Raw genomic sequence first — 19,786 nt, 5'->3', positions numbered from 1 at the left:
GGTGATCATGGACGACAACATCCTTGAGATGCGTCGCATCACCAAGACCTTCCCGGGGGTGGCGGCGCTCCAGGACGTCACGCTCGCCGTACGGCGTGGCGAGATCCACGCCATCTGCGGCGAGAACGGTGCCGGCAAGTCCACCCTGATGAAGGTGCTGTCGGGGGTCTACCCCTCCGGCAGCTACGAGGGCGAGATCCTCTTCGACGGCAAGCCGGTGGACTTCCGCGGCATCCGCGACAGCGAGTCCCACGGCATCGTCATCATCCACCAGGAACTCGCCCTGGTGCCGTACCTGTCCATCGCCGAGAACATCTTCCTCGGCAACGAGCGCCGTGGCCGGGGCGGTCTGATCGACTGGAACCGCACCAACGCCGACGCGGCGAAACTGCTCGCCTCGGTCGGACTGCACGAGAATCCGGTGACCCCCGTCGTGCAGCTCGGCGTGGGCAAGCAGCAGTTGGTGGAGATCGCCAAGGCGCTGTCCAAAGAGGTCAAACTGCTGATCCTGGACGAGCCGACGGCCGCGCTCAACGACATCGACTCGGCGCACCTGCTCGACCTGATGCGACGGCTGCGTGACCAGGGCATCACCTGCATCATGATCTCGCACAAGCTCAACGAGATCACCTCGATCGCCGACTCGACCACCGTGTTGCGCGACGGCCGGACGGTGGAGCGGCTGGAGATGGGCTCGGGCGAGGTGACCCAGGAGCGGATCATCCGTGGCATGGTCGGCCGCGACCTGGACAGCTTCTACCCCGACCGGGTTTCCGTACCCGGCGCGGAGGTACTGCGCATCGAGGACTGGACGGTGCGGCATCCCACCCAGGATCGCCTGGTCGTCGACGGGGCCACGCTCGACGTACGCGCCGGCGAGGTGGTCGGCATCGCCGGGTTGATGGGCGCCGGACGCACCGAACTGGCGATGAGCGTCTTCGGGCGCTCGTACGGCCGCGACATCTCCGGTCGGCTGTACATGCACGGCAGGGAGATCAAGGCGCGTTCGGTGGCCGAGGCGATCAGCAACGGGATCGCGTACGCGACCGAGGACCGCAAGCGCTTCGGGCTGAACCTCATCGAGGACATCCGCCGCAACGTCTCCTCCGCCGGGCTGCGTAAGCTGGCCCGCTTCGGCTGGGTGCACGACAACGAGGAGACCCGGGTCGCCGAAACGAGCCGGCGCGACATGAACATCAAGGCGCCGAGCGTGATGTCCGTGGTGGGCAAGCTGTCCGGCGGCAACCAGCAGAAGGTCGTCCTGTCGAAGTGGCTGTTCACCGACCCGGACGTGCTGATCCTGGACGAGCCGACCCGCGGCATCGACGTCGGGGCGAAGTTCGAGATCTACACGATCATCAACCGGCTGGTCGCCGACGGTAAGGCGGTCGTCATGATCTCCTCCGAGTTGCCGGAGTTGCTCGGCATGTGCGATCGCATCTACACCCTCTCGGGAGGCCGGATCACCGGCGTGCTGCCGGTCGCCGAGGCAACCCAGGAGAGGCTCATGGAACTCATGGCGAAGGACAAGGAACCCGTCAGATGACCAGCACCAAGCCCTCCTCGGCCGCCAAGGGTGCGCCGGCCGAGAGTGCTCCCGCCGCCGCGCTGCACGTCGGCACCAGTGATCCACGTACGCTGATCATGAACAACCTGCGGCAGAGCGGCATCTTCGTGGCGCTCGTCGTCATCGTCGCGCTCTTCGCGTTCCTCACCGACGGACTCTCGCTGAGCCCGGGCAACATCACCAACATCGTCCTGCAGTACTCGTACATCCTCGTGCTCGCCATCGGCATGGTCATCGTGATCATCGGCGGGCACATCGACCTGTCGGTCGGCTCGGTGGTGGCGCTCACCGGTGCGGTCTCCGCCGTGGTCGTCATCCGGCAGGGGCAACCCTGGTGGGTCGGCGTGATCGCGGCGGTGGCCGTCGGACTCGCGGTCGGGGCGTGGCACGGCTTCTGGGTGGCGTACGTCGGCATCCCCGCGTTCATCGTGACCCTGGCCGGCATGCTGCTCTTCCGTGGCCTCACCCTGCGGGTGCTCGACAACATCTCGCTGTCGCCGTTCCCGACCGAGTACAACCAGATCGCGGCGGGCTTCCTCAACGGACTGATCGGCGGTGACGGCTACGACGCCTTCACCCTGCTCATCGGTGGCATCGCGGTGGCCGGCTACGTGGTCAGCGGCTTCCGTACCCGGGTGGCGCGGATCCGCTACCAGCAGCCCGTGGAGTCGTTCGCGCTGTTCGTCGCGCGGATGGCCCTGGTCGGCGCGGTGGTCATGTGGTTCGCCTGGCAGTTGGCCAACGCCCGGGGTCTGCCGATCGTGCTGATCATCCTGGCCGCGCTGGTGCTGGTCTACGGTCTGCTCACCCGGCGTACCGTGTTCGGCCGGCAGGTCTACGCGATCGGTGGCAACCTCTCGGCGGCGATGCTGTCGGGTGTGAAGGTCCGTACCGTCAATTTCTGGATCTTCGTCAACATGGGCTTCCTGTCCGCGGTGGCCGGCATCATCTTCTCCTCGCGGTCCAACGGCGCCCAGCCGGCCGCCGGCAACATGTTCGAGCTGGACGCGATCGCCGCGGCCTTCATCGGCGGCGCGGCCGTCACCGGCGGCGTGGGCACCGTGGTGGGAGCCATGGTGGGTGGCCTCATCATGGCGGTGATGAGCAACGGCATGCAGCTGATGGGCGTGGACCAGTCGATGCAGTCGGTGGTGAAGGGGCTGGTGCTGCTCGTCGCCGTGGCCTTCGACGTCTACAACAAGCGGCGCGCCGGCGCGGCGCGCTGACGCATCGGCGTGGGTCGGCCGGCGACGGTCGGCCCACGTCTGTCTTGACGTCGCGGCCCGTCGTGACCACACTGCCTCGCGTCGACAAGTCCGCATCAGCGCCGATGCCGGAGGATCCGATTGATCCAGGAGGAGATCCGTCGGCGTAACGCCGGCACCCTGCTGCGCCACGTGCACCTGGGCGGCGCGGTGTCCCGTGCCGAACTGGCCGCGAGGATGGGACTCAACCGCAGCACCATCAGGGCGCTCACCACCGAGCTGGCCCGGGTCGGCCTGGTGCAGGAGGAAACCCCGTCGGACACCGGCCGCGCCGGTCGGCCGTCGCTGCTGGTCCGGCCCGCATCCGACCGGTGCTACGTACTGGCCTTCGACGTCGCCGTGGACCGGTTGGTCGCCGCCAGGGTCGGGCTGGGTGGCGTCGTCCTGGACCGCCGCGAGGCGGCACGCCCCCGCGCCGGGCCCGACCTGCCGCGGGTGGTCGAGATCCTGGCCCGCTTCGGTCGTCAGTTGCATCGCGCCGCGCCGCCGCAGGCGACCTGCGTGGGTGTGGGGGCGTCGTACTGCGGGATGATCCGCCCCGGCGACGGGATGGTGCGCTTCGGCCCGGACCTGGGCTGGGTGGACCAGGCGTTCGGCGCCGAACTGGGCCGCCGTCTCGGGCTCGGGCTGCCGGTGGCGGTGGGTAACGAGGCGCATCTGGGCGCGCAGGCCGAACAGCAGCGTGGCGCGGGCATCGGCTTCCAGAACCTCATCTACCTGCACGGGGATGTCGGTGTCGGCGGAGGGATCATCGTCGGTGGTCGGCTGCTCGGCGGTGACGGCGGCTACGGCTGCGAACTGGGGCACATGGTGGTCAACCCGTACGACGGTCGGCCCTGCGGCTGTGGTTCGTCGGGGTGCCTGGAGGCCGAGGTCGGCGAGCGGGCCCTGCTCGACGCCGCCGGCCGGCCCGCCGAGTTGTTCGGCCGCGACGCCATCCGGGCGGTGGCCGACGACGCCGACCGGGGAGATCCGGCCGCCCGCGAGGCGCTACGCCGCGTCGGCGACTGGCTCGGCATCGGCGTCGCGAACCTGATCAATCTGTTCAACCCCGGCATGGTGGTCTTCGGCGGGATGCTGTGCGACCTGTATCCCGGCGCGGCAGCCCAGGTCCGGGCTCGGATCGCCCGCAACGTGTTGCCGGTCGCCCGAGAACACGTACGCCTGCGCACCGCCGCCCTCGCCGACGACGCCACCTTGATCGGCGCCGCCGAACTGGCCTTCACCCCCCTCCTGACCAACCCCCTCCACCCCACCCCACCCCCCTAACCCCACCCCCACCCCCACCCCCGCCCCCGCCCCCACCACGCCGCCGATCTTGCACTTTCTGACCCGACGAAAGCCGCGAATCCGGCATTCCGGCGACCAGAAGTGCAAGATCGGCGGGTGGGTGGGGTGGGGGTAGGGGTGGGGTGGGTGGGGGAGTGGGGGTGGGGGTGGGGGTTAGGCGCGGGACCAGCGTTGGTTGGCGGCGGTGTGGCAGGTCCAGACGAGGACGGTGGTGCCGTTGACGGTGCCGTTGTTGTTGACGTCGAGGCAGAGGTTCGGGAAGCGGACGCTGCTGATGGTGCCGTTGCTGTTGAAGGTCCACTGCTGGTTGGTGCCGCCGTTGCAGTCCCAGATCTGCACCGGCGTACCGGCGGTGGCGCTCGTCGAGATGTTCAGGCACTTACCGAGCACCTGGAGCGCCTGACCGCTCTGGGTGAAGCTCTGGTTGCTGTTGCTGTGGCAGTCCCAGATCAGGGTCGCGGTGCCGTTGGCGGTGCCGCTGTTGTTGACGTCGAGGCACCGGCCGGACGACTCGCTGCGCAGCCGGAAGGTGGTCGGCGTCGGCGGGTTGGTGGTGCCGCCGCCACTGACCCGGTACACCACGGTGCCGTGCGCCGGCACGCTGGCGGAGATGGCGCCGGTGGTGGTCGAGGTGCCGTTGGTCCAGGCGTCGCGGAGCGTGAACGAGCTGCCGGACTTGCCGATTGCCGCCGCCGTGGTGGACACGGTGGTGGTGGCGTTGCTCTGGTTGAACAGGGCGACGGCGACGTCGCCGTTGGCCAGCCGCTTGGCCAGCACCCGCCGGGTGCCGTCGTTGGACACCTGCACGGCCTGGAGCGCCAGCGAGTCCTGGTTGATCGCGATGAGGTTCTGGTTACGCAGGATGTTCAGGGTTGCCGTGCTGGCGTTGCGCAGGTCGTTACCGGCGATCAGCGGCGACGCCATGATGGCCCAGAGGGCGAAGTGGCTGCGCATCTCGGTGTCGTTCATGCCGCCGTTGCCGACCACGAGCATGTCCTGGTCGTTGAAGGATCCCGGCGAGGCGTACGGGGCCAGCGGCACGGTGACGTTGACGATGTTCTGGATGCCCATCGGGTAGCCGTTGGTCTGGCCGGTGTTCCACGCGTTGGTGATGTCCTCGGTGGTCCGCCACATGTTGGCGATGTCGCCCCAGTTGCGCTGGGGGCCGGTCTTCTCGTGGATGCTGTTCGGGTTGATGCTGTAGACGATGGGCCGACCGGTGGCCGCCAGGGCGTCCCGCATCAGGGAGAACCCGGCGATCTGGTCGTTGATGGTGCCCCAGGGCGAGCACCAGTCGTACTTGAGGAAGTCGACGCCCCAGGCGGCGAACTGCCGGGCGTCCTGGTACTCGTGGCCGAGGCTGCCGGTGGAGCCGGGCCAGGCACCGAAGTACTGGGCGCAGGTCTTCTCCCGGGGCACCTGGTAGAGGCCGAAGAGCAGGCCCCGGGCGTGCAGGTAGTCGCCGAGGGCCTTCATGCCGCTGGGGAAGCGTCCCGGATCGGCCTGGAGGTTGCCCTGGGCGTCGCGGTTGGGGTTGAACCAGCAGTCGTCGACGACGACGTACTTGTAGCCGAGGTCGCGCATTCCGTTGTTGACGATCGCGTCGGCCATCTGCCGGATCAGCGTCTCGTTGATGTTGCAGCCGAAAGTGTTCCAGGTGTTCCAGCCCATCGGCGGGGTGCGGGCCACACCGTTGTTGAGCGCCTGTGCGGGTTTTGGCGAGTGGAGTCCGTCGACGACGACTGTGGTGAGCGTCAACACCAGGACGCTCAGGACGGCCAACCATCGTGGTCGTGCGCGCATTCGATCCTCCTCGGGTCACAGGGCAGTCACCGATGACTGACCGCGGTTTGTCAGATAGCCCAGGTGGGGTTCGTTGAGCGGGCGCGGGCAGGTGTGGTCTGCTCGCGGTGAGGTGGACGGAGTGCCGCCGACCGTGGCGGGGACGCCGTTCGGCCCCGGTCTGTCCGCGGATCGCGTCGGCCGTCACTGTCGTCGCGCCGGGCGCGGGGCTGGTGGCGGTGGCGGTGGCAGTTCACCCGGACGTGGGGCGCTCCGATGTCAGGGATGTTATCGCTGACATCCAATTCTGTAAATCATCGTCGATCAATGCCGGATTGGCTCCCGGTCTCCTCGGCGATGCGATTAGCTGCGGGTCGCCGTCAAAGCCGCATGTGGGAACGATTCAGATGAGGCTGATCGACGTCCGGTCCCGCCGCGTCGGGCCCGTCCGACGAACCGAGCCGATCATTTCGGCAGGTGGTCAGTTGTTAACGCTCATGTTGTTCCGGTGAGCCGGTCCCGGTGGCGGCGGAGAGCCCGGGCGCCGACGCCCGGCGCCCGTCGCCGCGGTGGCTGACCGGGTCGGTCCGGCTGGTTCGGTCGTCGGTGGCGGCCCGGTGGCCACGAGGCCGCGGCGTGGCCGGCCGACACCCCCCCGACCCGGCTCACCCGAGCGGTGGAGGCGGGTCGGTGATCGCACCGGAGGGCGGGGCGGAGAGCCCCGTGGCGCGGACCATCCGTCGAGCGCACCCGCCGCTGGCGAGCGGCCGGGCCGGTCGCCGTACTCCGTTACGGAGCTGTTGCCGGCAGGTGTCTTGACGGCACCGGATGTGAGCGTTAACACTGAGGTCCGTCATCGGCCGGAGGTGAGCATGAGCGGTGTGGACGAAGTCGGCGACCGGTATGTCGTCGGAGTCGACTACGGGACCCTGTCCGGGCGGGCCCTGGTGGTCCGCGTACGCGACGGGGCCGAACTGGGGACGGCGGTACACGAGTACCGCAACGCCGTGATCAGTTCCGCCCTGCCCGACGGCGGTACGCCCCTGCCACCGGACTGGGCGTTGCAGGACCCGCAGGACTACCGCGACGTACTGCGGTACGCCGTGCCGGCGGCGGTGACGGCCGCCGGAGTGGATCCGAACGACGTGGTCGGCATCGGCGTCGACTTCACCGCCTGCACCGTCCTGCCGACGCTCGCCGACGGCACGCCACTGTGCGAGGTGCCGGAACTGCGCCAGCGCCCGCACTCCTGGGTCAAGCTCTGGAAGCACCACGCCGCCCAGCCGCACGCCGACCGGATCAACGCACTGGCCCACGAGCGCGGTGAGCCGTGGATCGGCCGCTACGGCGGCAAGATCTCCGCCGAGTGGCAGTTCGCCAAGGGTCTGCAACTGCTGGAGGAGGACCCGGAGGTCTACCGGCGGGCCGAGCGCTTCGTCGAGGCCGCCGACTGGATCGTCTGGCAGTTGTGCGGTGTCGAGACCCGCAACGTCTGCACGGCCGGTTACAAGGGCATCCTGCAGGACGGCAGGTACCCCTCGGCGGACTACCTGACCGCGCTCAACCCCGACTTCGGTGACTTCGTGGCCAAACTCGACGGTCCGCTGATGCCGTTGGGTGGCAAGGCCGGCGAGCTGACCGCCCAGGCCGCCGCGTGGACCGGCCTGCCGCAGGGGATCGCGGTGGCCGTCGGCAACGTCGACGCACACGTCACCGCCGCCTCGGCGCAGGCGCTCGCCCCGGGCCGACTGGTGGCCATCATGGGCACCTCCACCTGCCACGTGGTCAACGGCGCACACCCGGCGGAGGTCGCCGGGATGTGCGGGGTCGTCGACGGCGGCATCAGCGCTGGCGCCTGGGGCTACGAGGCCGGCCAGAGCGGTGTCGGCGACATCTTCGGCTGGTTCGTCGAGCACGCCGCCCCGGCGGAGTTCGCCTCGCACGAGCGGCTCACCGAACTGGCCGCCGCCCAGCCGGTCGGCGCCCACGGTCTGGTCGCGCTGGACTGGTGGAACGGCAACCGGTCGCTGCTGGTCAACCACGATCTCAGCGGGATGATCGTCGGCCTGACGCTGGCCACCCGCCCGGAGGACATCTACCGGGCGTTGCTGGAGGCGACCGCGTACGGCACCCGGATGATCATCGAGGCGTTCGTCGCGGCCGGGGTGACGGTCGACGATCTGGTGATCGCCGGTGGCCTCACCTCGAACAAGCTGTTGATGCAGATCTACGCCGACGTCACGAACCGGCCGCTGGGCATCATCGGCTCCGCGCAGGGGCCGGCGCTCGGCTCGGCCATCCACGCCGCGGTGGCCGCCGGCGCGTACCCCTCGATCCACGAGGCGTCGGAGGCGATGGGTCGGGTGAGCGCGGCGGTCTACCGGCCGGATCCCGACCGGGTACGCGCGTACGACGCCCTCTACGCCGAGTACCGGACGCTGCACGACCACTTCGGTCGCGGCGCCAACGACGTGATGCTGCGCCTGCGGGCGATCCGGAACGCGGCTGCGGAGTCGACCGCGGCGACGAACGAGAACGCGCTGGAGGTGGTCGCATGATCGAGCGTGATTTGCGTGAGACCGTCGCTCGGCTGCACGGCGAACTGACCCGCTACGGTCTGGTGGCCTGGACGGCGGGGAACGTCTCCGCGCGGGTGCCCGGCCGGGACCTCATGATCATCAAGCCCAGCGGCGTCGACTACGACGACCTCGCGGCGGACAACATGGTGCTCTGCGACCTCGATGGCGTACCCGTCGAGGGCGAGTTGTCCCCGTCGAGTGACACCGCCGCGCACGCCTACGTCTACCGCGCCATGCCCGAGGTGGGCGGGGTGGTGCACACCCACAGCACGTACGCGACCGCCTGGGCGGCCCGCGGCGAGTCGATTCCCTGCTGGCTGACCGCGCAGGCCGACGAGTTCGGCGGGGAGATCCCGGTGGGCCCGTTCGCGCTGATCGGCGGCGACGACATCGGCAAGGGGATCGTCAGCACCCTCACCGGGCACCGTTCGCCGGCGGTGCTGATGCGCAACCACGGCGTCTTCACCATCGGGCGCTCCGCCCGGTCCGCGGTCAAGGCCGCGGTGATGTGCGAGGACGTCGCCCGGACCGCGCACCTGGCGCGTGCGCTCGGGCAACCGGTGCCGATGGCGCAGGCCGACATCGACGCCCTCTACGACCGCTACCAGAACGTCTACGGCCAACGTCCGTCGCCTCCGGCGACCACCTAGCCGGGTCGCGGGCTCACCATCGGCCCACGACCAGATTCGCACCACCCTGCACAGGATCCACACCACCAGTACCCCGCGTCGCCCGCCCCGGTGGGCGACGCGGACCCGCACACCCGAGGAGATCCGATGAGAAACATGAGAATGTCCCTCGCGCCTCGGCGCGCCGTCGCGGCGCTCGCCGCCGTACTGCTTGCCGGCAGCGTGGCCGCCTGCGGCAACAGCGACACCGGAGCCGGAGGCGGCGGCGGTGACGACAAGATCGTCCTGGGCTTCTCCCAGGTCGGCGCGGAAAGCGGCTGGCGGACGGCCAACACCAACTCCATCAAGGAAGCGGCTGCCGAAGCCGGCATCGACCTGAAGTTCGACGATGCCCAGCAGAAGCAGGAGAACCAGATCAAGGCCATCCGCAACTACATCCAGCAGAAGGTCGACGTGATCGCCTTCTCGCCGGTGGTGGAGTCGGGTTGGGACACGGTGCTCAAGGAGGCCAAGGACGCCGGGATCCCGGTCATCCTGACCGACCGCGCCGTGGACTCGGCCGACAAGTCGCTGTACAAGACCTTCCTCGGCTCGGACTTCGTCAAGGAAGGCCGGCTGTCGGGGGAGTGGCTGGTCGAGAACTCCAAGGACGCGACCGGCGACGTCAACATCGTCGAGCTTCAGGGCACCACCGGTTCGGCCCCGGCCAACGACCGGAAGAAGGGCTTCGGCGAGGCGATCGCCGCCGACCCCAAGCTGAAGGTCATCGCCTCCCAGTCGGGTGACTTCACCCGTGCCGGCGGCAAGCAGGTCATGGAGCAGTTCCTCAAGGCCCACCCGAAGATCGACGTGCTCTTCGCGCACAACGACGACATGGGTCTCGGCGCCCTTGAGGCGATCACCGCGGCGGGCAAGGTGCCCGGCAAGGACATCACCATCATCACCATCGACGCGGTCAAGGACGGCATGCAGGCCCTGGCCGACGGCAAGTTCAACTTCATCGCGGAGTGCAGCCCGCTGCTCGGTCCTCAGCTGATGGACCTGGCCAAGAAGGTGCACGCGGGCGAAGAGGTGCCGCCGCGGATCGAGACCGAGGAGACCACCTTCACCCAGGAGCAGGCCAAGACGGCCCTGCCCAACCGCAAGTACTGATCGACGCCCGGGGTCGCCACACTGAACGTGGCGGCCCCGCCGCGTCGCCCACTTCCCCCACGGACTGGGCGGCCCGACAGTCCGGTGCCACGTCCGCCCGGTCGACCGACAGGTCGGTCGGGCGGACGGCGCGGGAACGCCGTAGCCCCCCGTATCGACAGAACCCAGAAGAAGGTCTGATGGGATGACGGATAGCCGTCCGGTCCTGACAATGACCGGGATCAGTAAGTCCTTTCCTGGAGTGCGCGCCCTCCACAATGTCGATTTCCGGCTCTATCCGGGCGAGGTACACGCCCTGATGGGCGAGAACGGCGCCGGCAAGTCGACCCTGATCAAGGTGTTGACCGGGGTCTACGGCATCGACGAGGGCACCATCACCCTGGGCGACGAGCAGGTGGCCTTCTCCGGGCCGATGCAGGCGTCCGCCGCCGGGGTCAGCACGGTCTACCAGGAGGTCAACCTCTGCCCGAACCTCTCGGTGGCGGAGAACATCTTCATCGGCCGGGAGCCCCGCCGCCTCGGCGCCGTCCGCTGGGGCGAGGTGCGACGGCAGGCCCGGCAGCTGTTGACCCGCCTCGACCTCGACATCGACGTCACCGCGCCGGTGGCCAGCTACTCCCTCGCGGTGCAGCAGATGGTCGCCATCGCCCGGGCGATCGACGTGCAGGCCCGGGTGCTGATCCTGGACGAGCCGACCTCCAGCCTGGACGCCGGTGAGGTGGCACAGCTGTTCCGGGTGATGCGCCAGCTGCGCGACGAGGGGATCGCGATCCTCTTCGTCACCCACTTCCTCGACCAGGTCTACGGCATCGCCGACCGGATCACCGTGCTGCGCAACGGCACCCTGGTCGGCGAGTACCCGACCGCGGAGCTGCCGCAGCTCGCCCTGGTCGAGAAGATGATCGGCAAGGAACTCGACGTCCTGGAACGGATCGAGGAGCAGCCCCGGCGGGAACTCGCGGCCGTGGAGGGCGGGACCCCGTTCGTGGCGGTCTCGGAGTTGGGTCGCAAGGGCGCCGTCGCCCCGTTCACCCTGAACATCCACGCCGGTGAGGTGGTCGGCCTGGCCGGACTGCTCGGCTCCGGTCGTACCGAGGCGGCAAGGCTGTTCTTCGGCGCCGACCGGGCCGACCGGGGCGAGGTCGCGGTGAACGGTACGCCGACCAGCCTGCGTAGCCCGATCCAGGCCATCGAGCAGGGCATCGGGTTCTGTTCGGAGAACCGCCGCGCGGAGGGGATCATCCCCGACCTGACCGTTCGGGAGAACATGATCCTGGCGATGCAGGCGGCCCGGGGCTGGCTGCGCCCGATCCCGCGGCGCCGCCAGGACGAGCTGGTCGAGCAGTACATCAAGGCGCTGAGCATCCGGCCCGCCAACCCCGACCTGCCGGTACGCAACCTGTCCGGCGGCAACCAGCAGAAGGTCCTGCTGGCGCGCTGGCTGATCACCGAGCCCCGGCTGCTCATCCTCGACGAGCCGACCCGTGGCATCGACATCGGGGCCAAGGCCGAGATCCAGAAACTCGTCGTGCAGCTCTCCGACGGCGGCATGGCCGTGCTGTTCATCTCCGCCGAGCTGGAGGAGGTGCTGCGGCTGAGTCACAAGGTCGTGGTGATGCGGGACCGGGAGATGGTCGCGCAGCTCGACAACGACGACACCGTGGACGCCGACCGCGTCATGCAGACCATCGCCAGCGGATCACAGCGGGAGGAGGCGAACCAGTGAGCGAGCGTCTAAAGCCGATCTTGAGTCACCGGCTGTTCTGGCCGTTGGCCGTCCTCGCCGTGATGGTGGTGGCGAACACGATCTACCGTCCCGGCTTCCTGGCCGTCGAGGTCAACAACGGGCACCTCTACGGCACCCCGATCGACATCCTCCGGTTGAGCGCCCCGCTGATCCTGGTCGGGCTGGGCATGACCCTGGTCATCGCCACCGGCGGCATCGACCTGTCGGTCGGCTCGATCTGCGCCATCAGCGGTGCCATCGCCTGTCTGCACATCAGCGAGGCGTCGGACCAGAACAGCCTGGTCACCGTCTTCACCGCGCTCGCCATGGCGCTCGGCGCCGCGCTCGTGCTCGGCGCCTGGAACGGTGTGCTGGTCTCCGTGATCGGCATCCAGCCGATCATCGCCACGCTGATCCTCATGGTGGCCGGTCGGGGACTGGCGCAGCTGGTCACCGAGGGCCAGATCATCACCATCAACTCCGGGCCGTACCGGGCGATCGGGCTGGGGCACTTCCTGACCCTGCCGCTGGCGATCTTCATCGCGTTGGGCGCGGCCCTGCTCGTCGCGGCGCTCACCCGCCGCACCGCCCTCGGCATGATCATCGAGTCGGTGGGTGGCAACCGCGAGGCCAGCCGGCTGGCCGGCATCCGGTCGTCCCGGATGGTCTTCCTCGTCTACGTGGTCAGCGCCGCCTGCGCCGCCGTCGCCGGCTTCATGATGACCGCGAACGTGTCCAGCGCCGACGGCAACAACGCCGGTCTCTGGGTGGAACTCGACGCGATCCTCGCCGTCGTCATCGGCGGCACGTCCTTGGCCGGCGGCCGGTTCTACCTCAGCGGCACCATCGTCGGCGCACTGATCATCCAGACTCTCACCACGACGGTGTACGCCATGAACATCTCCCCGCAGACGGCACTGCTGTTCAAGGCGGTGGTCGTCATCGCCGTCTGTCTCATCCAGGCACCGGCCTTCCGCGCCAAGTTCGGCCGGCGCGGGCGCGGCACCCCGCCCCCGGCGGCCCCGGCGCAGCCGCGACAGAAGGAAGAGGTGACGGCGTGACCACGAGTTCGCTGACCACCGGCCCGAGCTGGGCGCGGCTGCCCCGGCGGCACGTGCCGGTGCTGGTCACCCTCGCCCTGTTGCTGGTGATGTACAGCATCGGGGTATCCCAGTACCGCGCCTTCTCCAACGTCCAGGTCATCTTCAACATCTTCATCGACTACGGCTTCCTGCTCGTGGTGGCCGTCGGGATGACCTTCGTGATCCTCACCGGTGGCATCGACCTGTCGGTCGGCTCGGTGGTCGCGATGACCGCGATGGTCTCGGCGTGGTTGCTCCAGTCGGGCCTGCCGGCGTTGCTGGTGCTGGTCATCGCGCTGCTCATCGGGCCGGCCCTCGGGTTCCTGATGGGCTGTGCGATCCACTTCTTCGACATCCAACCGTTCATCGTCACCCTGGCCGGGATGTTCTTCGCCCGGGGGATGTGTACGTTCATCAGCTCCTCGTCGATCCCGATCACCGACGGTTTCTGGACCACGATGGCCCAGCACCGGATCGGTGACCCGCGGGGCAACTTCGTCTCGATCGGCGTGCTGATCACCTTGGCGGTGGTCCTGGTCGCGGCGTACGTGCTGGCGTACACCCGGTTGGGGCGCAACGTGTACGCCATCGGCGGCAACCCGCAGTCGGCGCTGCTGATGGGCCTGCCGGTGGCGCGTACCCGGATCGCGGTCTACACCATCAGCGGGTTGTGCTCGGCGATCGGCGGGATCCTGCTGTCCTTCTACACGCTTTCCGGGGCACCGCTGATCGCGGTCGGGATGGAACTCGACGTGATCGCGGCGGTGGTGATCGGTGGAACGGTCCTCACCGGTGGCTCGGGCTACGTCTTCGGCACCGTGCTCGGTGTGCTCGTGCTCGGCGTGATCCAGGCGCTGATCACGTTCGACGGCAGCCTCAACTCCTGGTGGACCAAGATCGTGATCGGAGGGCTGCTCTTCGCGTTCATCCTTTTCCAGCGCCTCATCGGCATCCGCTACAAGTGACCGCCCCTCTCGCGGAAGGCAACTCCCATGGCAGCACAACCTGAACCCGAGGTCTGGTTCCTCACCGGAAGCCAGGCGATGTACGGCGAGGACACCCTCCGGCAGGTGGCCGAGCAGTCCCGTCAGATCGCCGCCCTGCTCGACGACTCGCCGCACATTCCCGCCCGGGTGGTCTGGAAGCCGGTCCTGACCACCAGCGCCGACATCCTGAAGGTCTGCCAGGATGCCGCGGTGCAAGGGGCGGTCGGGATCATCGCCTGGATGCACACCTTCTCGCCGGCCAAGATGTGGATCACCGGCCTGGACGCACTGCGTACGCCGCTGCTGCACCTGCACACGCAGGCCAACGTCGAGCTGCCGTGGCACGACATCGACATGGACTTCATGAACCTGAACCAGGCCGCCCACGGCGACCGGGAGTTCGGGTTCATCCAGACCCGGCTCGGGGTGGCCCGCAAGACGGTCGCCGGCCACGTCACCGACCCCCGGGTGGTCTCCCGCGTCGGCGCCTGGACCCGGGCGGCGATCGGCTGGTCGGCGATGCGTTCGCTGCGCCTGGCCCGGTTCGGCGACAACATGCGCGACGTCGCGGTGACCGAGGGCGACAAGGTGGAGGCGGAACTGCGCTTCGGCGTGTCGGTCAACACCTACGGGGTCAACGACCTGGTCCGGGCGGTCGACGAGGTGGCCGAGGCGCAGATCGACGACCTGGTCAAGGAGTACGACGACACCTTCCGGGTGGCCGCCGAGTTGCGGCCCGGCGGCGATCGGCACGACTCGCTGCGCTACGCCGCCCGGATCGAACTGGGTCTGCGTACCTTCCTGGACGCCGGCGGTTTCCGCGCCTTCACCACGAACTTCGAGGACCTTGGCGGCCTGCGGCAACTGCCCGGCATCGCGGTGCAGCGGCTGATGGCCGACGGGTACGGCTTCGGCGGTGAGGGGGACTGGAAGACCTCCGTGCTGGTGCACACGGTCAAGGCGATGGCGGTCGGCGCCGACGGCGGCACCTCCTTCATGGAGGACTACACCTACGACCTCACGCCGGGCGAGGAGCTGATCCTCGGCGCACACATGCTCGAGGTCTGCCCGACGATCGCCGCCGGGGTGCCGAACGTCGAGATCCACCCGTTGGGCATCGGTGGCCGGGAGGACCCGGTCCGGCTGGTCTTCGACGCCGAGCCCGGCCCGGCGGTGGTGCTCGGCCTGGCCGACATGGGCGAGCGGTTCCGGCTGGTCGCCAACGAGGTCGACGTGGTCCCGCCGCCGCAGCCGCTGCGCCGGCTTCCGGTGGCCCGGGCCGTCTGGCGGCCCCGCCCGCACCTGGCCGGCTCGGCCGAGGCGTGGATCACCGCGGGCGCTCCGCACCACACCGTACTGTCCCAGGCGGTGGGCGTGGAGGAACTGCACGACCTGGCCGAGATGGTCCGAACCGAACTGGTGGTCATCGACGCCGACACCGAACCCCGCCGCTTCGCCAACGAACTGCGGTGGAACCAGGCCTACTACCGGCTCGCCCGGGGTTTCTGAGCACGATCCTGCCCGGCGTGCCGGGTCTGCCGCTCCGGCGGCCCGGCCCGGTACGCCGTGGCGGCAGCTCGCGGTCCGCTGGCTGCCGCGCCGCGCCGCGCCCCTGGCCCGCCACCCGCCGGCCGGGGCGCCGCTGCGCCCACCGCCGTCCGACCCGCCACTTGCCGCCGGCCGGGACGCGGATTGCCCTTCGCGCGCGTGACTCGACAGCCCGTACGGCTCGGTCGTCCGCGTCCTTCGCCCCGCCGTCGCCCGGTGGATGTTACGTCTTGACTAACGGCGTGTTATCGCTCACAGTCGATAGTGAAGACGGACGATATCTGTGGCTGGCCGGGCCGCTCGCGTCTCTTCTCAGCAAATGATCTCGCATTCATCCCCAGGGCGAGGGGCTGCATGTTAGCGATCACATGCCTGAACGAAGATCATCATGGCGCTCGCCGCAGTGGAGGCCGTCCCCCCGGTCGTACGGCTCTGCATTCCTGAAGGAGGATCATGGTTGCCATTGGCGAGGTCTCAGGACCCGCGCCGCGTGGGCGCGGGTGGTGGTCGCGGCTGTGCGCCGCGGTGGCGGCGGTGGTGGTGGGCGGCACGTTGGTGGCGGTGGCACCCACGCCGGCTTCGGCGGCGACGGTGGACACCAACGCCTGGTACGTGTTGGTCAACCGGAACAGCGGTAAGGCGTTGGATCTGTACAACCTGGCCACCACGGACGGGGCGCGGATCACGCAGTGGACGCGGAACAACGGCAATCAGCAGCAGTGGCAGTTCGTGGACTCCGGTGGTGGCTACTACCGGTTGAAGTCGCGGCATTCGGGCAAGGTGCTGGACGTTCACAACTTCTCCACGGCGAACGGTGCGTCGATCGTGCAGTGGGCTGATCACAACGGGACGAACCAGCAGTTCCGGCTGGCCGATTCCGACGGTGGCTACGTCCGGTTGATCAACCGGAACTCGAACAAGGTGATGGAGGTGCAGAGCGCCTCGACCGCCGACGGCGGCAACATCGTGCAGTACGACGACTTCAACGGCAGCCACCAGCAGTGGCAGCTGGTCCGCGTCGGCGACAACCCCGGCACCCCCGGCGGAAACTTCACCAACCCGGTGGTCTGGCAGGACTTCGCGGACGTCGAGGTGATCCGGGTCGGCGACGTCTACTACATGACCGCCTCCACGATGCACTACTCACCGGGTGCGCCGATCCTGCGCTCCTGGGACCTGGTGAACTGGGAGTTCGCCGGGCACTCGGTGCCCAGGTTGGACTTCGGCACCAAGTACGACCTGCCCAGTGGGCAACAGGCGTACGTGGAAGGCATCTGGGCCTCGACACTCGCTTACCGGCAGAGCAACCGGACGTACTACTGGGCCGGCTGCATCGGCTTCTCGCAGACCCACATCTACACCGCCTCGGCCGTGGACGGCACCTGGAGCCGGCACGCCACCCTCCCGAACTGCTACTACGACGCCGGCATGCTGATCGACGACAACGACACCATGTACGTCGCGTACGGCAACGGCACCATCAGCGTGGCGCAGCTCTCCGCCGACGGGCGCACCCAGGTGCGGTCCCAGCAGGTCTACCAGACGCCGTCGAGCATCGGCACCCTGGAGGGCGCCCGGTTCTACAAGCGCAACGGCGCCTACTACATCTGGCTGACCCGCCCCGCGAACGGCCAGTACGTGCTCAAGTCGACGAACGGACCCTTCGGCCCGTACGAGCAGCGGCAGGTGCTGCTCAACATGCAGGGCCCGATCTCCGGCGGTGGGGTGCCGCACCAGGGCGGACTGGTGCAGCTGCCGAACGGCTCCTGGTACTACATGGCCTTCACCGACGCGTACCCGGGCGGACGGATGCCCACCCTCGCGCCGATCACCTGGACCGCCGACGGTTGGCCGCAGGTGCAGACGGTCAACGGCGCCTGGGGCGTGAACTACCCCAACCCGCTCCCGCTGCGTCCGGTCAAGTCGCTCATCGGCGCCGACACCTTCGCCGGCACCACCCTCGGCCCGCAGTATGAGTGGAACCACAACCCGGACAACAGCAGGTGGTCGGTGAACAACGGGCTGCGCCTGCAAACCGCCACGGTCACCAACGACCTCTACCGGGCTCGCAACACGATCACCCACCGCATCCAGGGCCCGACGTCCACGGCGACCGTCGAGCTGGACTACTCGACGATGCGCGACGGCGACCGGACCGGGCTGGCCATGCTGCGGGACGCCTCGGCCTGGATCGGGGTCAGACGTGACAACGGGGCGACCCGGGTCGTGATGACCAACGGGCTGAACATGAACACCAACTGGGACACCACCAGTACCGGCAGCGAGATCGCCAGTGCGGCGGTCTCCGGCGGGCGGATCTGGTTGCGGGCCAACGCCGACATCAGACCCGGCTCCGGCCGGCAGGCACGCTTCTCGTACAGCACCGACGGCGTCAACTTCGTCTCGTTGGGCAACGCCCTGACGCTCAACAACAACTGGACGTTCTTCATGGGGTACCGGTTCGCCATTTTCAACCACGCGACCCAGGCACTGGGTGGCGCGGTGACGGTGCGGCGCTTCGAGGTGGCCACGCCCTGATTCCGATCATGAGGCGACCCTCGATGTGGGTACGGCGCTCTCCTCCGGCAGCGCCGACCACCGGGACGGAGGTCACCGTTCACCGGTGACCGGCGGGTGGCGCCCGATGATGGGCGGGCGCCACCCGCACTCTGCGCGGATCCGTGCCGCATTCCAGCGGAACTGCGGCACGGATCCGCCGCGCGGCGGCACCGTCGCCATGCCGAGGATCAGGGTGTTCGGATCGATCTTCTGTCGATCGGTGCTGATCAGAAGACCGACATCCGCGATGCGCGCCTGACCTGTCGGCGATTGACGTCGTCGCTGTCGTAGACTGTGCGTGATCTAGCGCAAGCCACCCCGGCGGGCACGGGCCGGCGTGGGCGCCGCGAGAGGGATCGTGAATCAAAGCCGCTCCGGTCAGTGTCGACGGGCCGCGGCGACCCACGGGCATGCGGGAGTGTGAGATGGCCGTACGCGATCCTGCGATGACGGACGTGGCTCGCCTCGCTGGCGTCTCCCACCAGACGGTTTCGCGAGTGCTCAATGGCCACCCGAACGTGCGGGAACAGACCCGGCTGCGGGTCCAGGCGGCGATTGCCGAACTGGGCTACCGGCCTAACCGAGCGGCCCGTGCACTGGTCACCGGTCGCTCTCAGGTGATTGGCGTGGTCGCGCAGAACACCACCCTTTACGGTCCGGCGTCGTTGCTGGCCGCCCTGGAGCAGGCCGCCGCGGAGTCGGGCTTCGCGGTGAGTGTGGGCAGTGTCCGCGACCTCGATCACCGGTCGATCTCGGCGGTGGTCGAACGGCACCTGGCCCACCGGGTCGCCGGCATCGTGGTGATCGCACCGGTGGAGTCGGCAGGCGAGGCGTTGGAGCGCCTGCCCAAGGACGTCCCGTTGGTCACGGTCGACGGGGATCCGCGCCGGCCGATGCCGCTGGTGACGGTGGATCAGGCAGCCGGTGCCCGGGCCGCGACCCAGCATCTGCTCGAAGCCGGCCACCGTACGGTGTGGCACGTCTCCGGGCCGTCCGACTGGTTCGACAGCGCGGGTCGTATAGAGGGTTGGCGGACAGCCCTCATGGCGGCGGGAGCGGAGATCCCGCCGCTGGTGCCAGCGGACTGGTCGGCCGCGGCCGGCTACCGGTGCGGACAGATGCTGGCGCGGATGCCCGACGTCACCGCGGTCTTCACCGCAAACGATCACCTCGCTCTCGGCGTGCTGCGGGCCCTGCACGAGCATGGCCGCCGGGTGCCGGACGACATCAGCGTGGTCGGCTTCGACGACGTGCCGGAGGCGGCCTACTTCATCCCACCGCTGACCACCGTCCGACCGGACTTCGACGCGGTGGCCCGGGCCAGCCTGGAGATGCTGCTGGCCCAGATCGAATCGGACAGCGGCGGCGCCCTCCGCGAAACCATCGCCCCCTCCCTGGTACCCCGCCAAAGCGTCACCACCCCACCCCACCGCTAACCCCCAACCCCCCACCCCACCCCCCTCACCCCACCCCCCCAGACCTCCCACCCCCAACCCCCAGACCTCCGCGTTGATCAAGAAGTTTTGGTCGGGCAACAGCTCAATCCCGACCAAAACTTCTTGATCAACAGCCCGGGTCGGGGTGGAGAGTGTGGACGCCGGGGTGGGACTGCGTTGATCAA

13 protein-coding genes are annotated in these 19,786 nt (G+C 68.9%); 12 read left to right on the top strand and 1 reads right to left on the bottom strand.

The genetic code is table 11. From position 1 onward, the window contains the following. The first annotated feature begins 7 nt into the window (after positions 1–7). The 3 genes from mmsA (at position 8) to E0H26_RS01840 (ending at position 4,101) form a co-directional block, all read left to right on the top strand. Positions 8–1,546: a multiple monosaccharide ABC transporter ATP-binding protein gene (mmsA, locus tag E0H26_RS01850; RefSeq protein WP_131300059.1), complete on the top strand. Its 1,539-nt coding sequence runs from the start codon at positions 8–10 to the stop codon at positions 1,544–1,546. Beyond that, positions 1,543–2,793 (top strand): multiple monosaccharide ABC transporter permease, encoded by a 1,251-nt coding sequence (gene mmsB, locus E0H26_RS01845; RefSeq protein ID WP_131300057.1) that lies wholly within the window; start codon positions 1,543–1,545, stop codon positions 2,791–2,793. Before mmsA ends, mmsB begins: the two co-directional genes overlap by 4 nt. A 120-nt stretch (positions 2,794–2,913) precedes the next feature. Then, positions 2,914–4,101, top strand: coding sequence for an ROK family transcriptional regulator (locus E0H26_RS01840; protein ID WP_131300055.1), 1,188 nt, complete (start codon positions 2,914–2,916; stop codon positions 4,099–4,101). Between the two features lie 174 nt (positions 4,102–4,275). Here the strand turns inward: E0H26_RS01840 and E0H26_RS01835 are convergent, their stop codons facing one another. Beyond that, on the bottom strand, positions 4,276–5,925 hold the full coding sequence (locus E0H26_RS01835) for a glycoside hydrolase family 27 protein (protein WP_131300053.1): 1,650 nt from the start codon (positions 5,923–5,925) through the stop codon (positions 4,276–4,278). Between the two features lie 851 nt (positions 5,926–6,776). Here E0H26_RS01835 and araB point away from each other — a divergent pair. The 9 genes from araB to E0H26_RS01790 all read left to right on the top strand — a co-directional run bounded on the left by araB (position 6,777) and on the right by E0H26_RS01790 (position 19,601). Next, a complete protein-coding gene (gene araB / locus E0H26_RS01830; RefSeq protein ID WP_131300051.1) occupies positions 6,777–8,462 on the top strand; it encodes a ribulokinase in 1,686 nt (561 codons plus the stop codon). Continuing rightward, positions 8,459–9,133, top strand: a complete 675-nt coding sequence (locus E0H26_RS01825) for an L-ribulose-5-phosphate 4-epimerase (RefSeq protein WP_131300049.1) — start codon at positions 8,459–8,461, stop codon at positions 9,131–9,133. The genes araB and E0H26_RS01825 overlap by 4 nt, the downstream gene beginning before the upstream one ends. 126 nt (positions 9,134–9,259) lie before the next feature. Continuing rightward, positions 9,260–10,264, top strand: a complete 1,005-nt coding sequence (locus E0H26_RS01820) for an ABC transporter substrate-binding protein (RefSeq protein ID WP_240741961.1) — start codon at positions 9,260–9,262, stop codon at positions 10,262–10,264. A 184-nt stretch (positions 10,265–10,448) separates the two neighbouring features. Next, entirely contained in the window at positions 10,449–11,990 is a 1,542-nt protein-coding gene (locus tag E0H26_RS01815) for a sugar ABC transporter ATP-binding protein (RefSeq protein ID WP_131300046.1), read from the top strand. Further along, complete coding sequence (locus E0H26_RS01810; RefSeq protein WP_131300043.1) at positions 11,987–13,051, top strand: ABC transporter permease; 1,065 nt, start codon at positions 11,987–11,989, stop codon at positions 13,049–13,051. The genes E0H26_RS01815 and E0H26_RS01810 overlap by 4 nt, the downstream gene beginning before the upstream one ends. Beyond that, positions 13,048–14,037: a galactofuranose ABC transporter, permease protein YjfF gene (gene yjfF, locus E0H26_RS01805; protein ID WP_131300040.1), complete on the top strand. Its 990-nt coding sequence runs from the start codon at positions 13,048–13,050 to the stop codon at positions 14,035–14,037. Before E0H26_RS01810 ends, yjfF begins: the two co-directional genes overlap by 4 nt. A gap of 27 nt (positions 14,038–14,064) precedes the next feature. Then, positions 14,065–15,567 (top strand): L-arabinose isomerase, encoded by a 1,503-nt coding sequence (araA, locus tag E0H26_RS01800; protein ID WP_131300037.1) that lies wholly within the window; start codon positions 14,065–14,067, stop codon positions 15,565–15,567. A gap of 492 nt (positions 15,568–16,059) precedes the next feature. Then, positions 16,060–18,144, top strand: coding sequence for a family 43 glycosylhydrolase (locus tag E0H26_RS01795; protein WP_131300034.1), 2,085 nt, complete (start codon positions 16,060–16,062; stop codon positions 18,142–18,144). A gap of 467 nt (positions 18,145–18,611) precedes the next feature. Continuing rightward, complete coding sequence (locus E0H26_RS01790; RefSeq protein ID WP_206024800.1) at positions 18,612–19,601, top strand: LacI family DNA-binding transcriptional regulator; 990 nt, start codon at positions 18,612–18,614, stop codon at positions 19,599–19,601. Positions 19,602–19,786: the final 185 nt, after the last annotated feature.

The organism is Micromonospora zingiberis, assembly GCF_004331455.1.
In the GTDB taxonomy this organism is placed as follows: Bacteria; Actinomycetota; Actinomycetes; order Mycobacteriales; family Micromonosporaceae; genus Micromonospora; species Micromonospora zingiberis.
Note: the sequence above shows the minus strand (reverse complement) of the source record. Positions and strands in the feature narration are given on the sequence as shown.

Bases quoted from the DNA above. Each gene is read 5' to 3' on its own strand.
- mmsA (WP_131300059.1), top strand. From the start codon at position 8: ATGGACGACAACATCCTTGAGATGCGTCGCATCACCAAGACCTTCCCG.
- E0H26_RS01835 (WP_131300053.1), bottom strand. From the start codon at position 5,925: ATGCGCGCACGACCACGATGGTTGGCCGTCCTGAGCGTCCTGGTGTTG.
- E0H26_RS01820 (WP_240741961.1), top strand. From the start codon at position 9,260: ATGAGAAACATGAGAATGTCCCTCGCGCCTCGGCGCGCCGTCGCGGCG.
- E0H26_RS01825 (WP_131300049.1), top strand. From the start codon at position 8,459: ATGATCGAGCGTGATTTGCGTGAGACCGTCGCTCGGCTGCACGGCGAA.
- araB (WP_131300051.1), top strand. From the start codon at position 6,777: ATGAGCGGTGTGGACGAAGTCGGCGACCGGTATGTCGTCGGAGTCGAC.
- E0H26_RS01795 (WP_131300034.1), top strand. From the start codon at position 16,060: ATGGTTGCCATTGGCGAGGTCTCAGGACCCGCGCCGCGTGGGCGCGGG.
- E0H26_RS01790 (WP_206024800.1), top strand. From the start codon at position 18,612: ATGACGGACGTGGCTCGCCTCGCTGGCGTCTCCCACCAGACGGTTTCG.
- araA (WP_131300037.1), top strand. From the start codon at position 14,065: ATGGCAGCACAACCTGAACCCGAGGTCTGGTTCCTCACCGGAAGCCAG.
- mmsB (WP_131300057.1), top strand. From the start codon at position 1,543: ATGACCAGCACCAAGCCCTCCTCGGCCGCCAAGGGTGCGCCGGCCGAG.
- E0H26_RS01815 (WP_131300046.1), top strand. From the start codon at position 10,449: ATGACGGATAGCCGTCCGGTCCTGACAATGACCGGGATCAGTAAGTCC.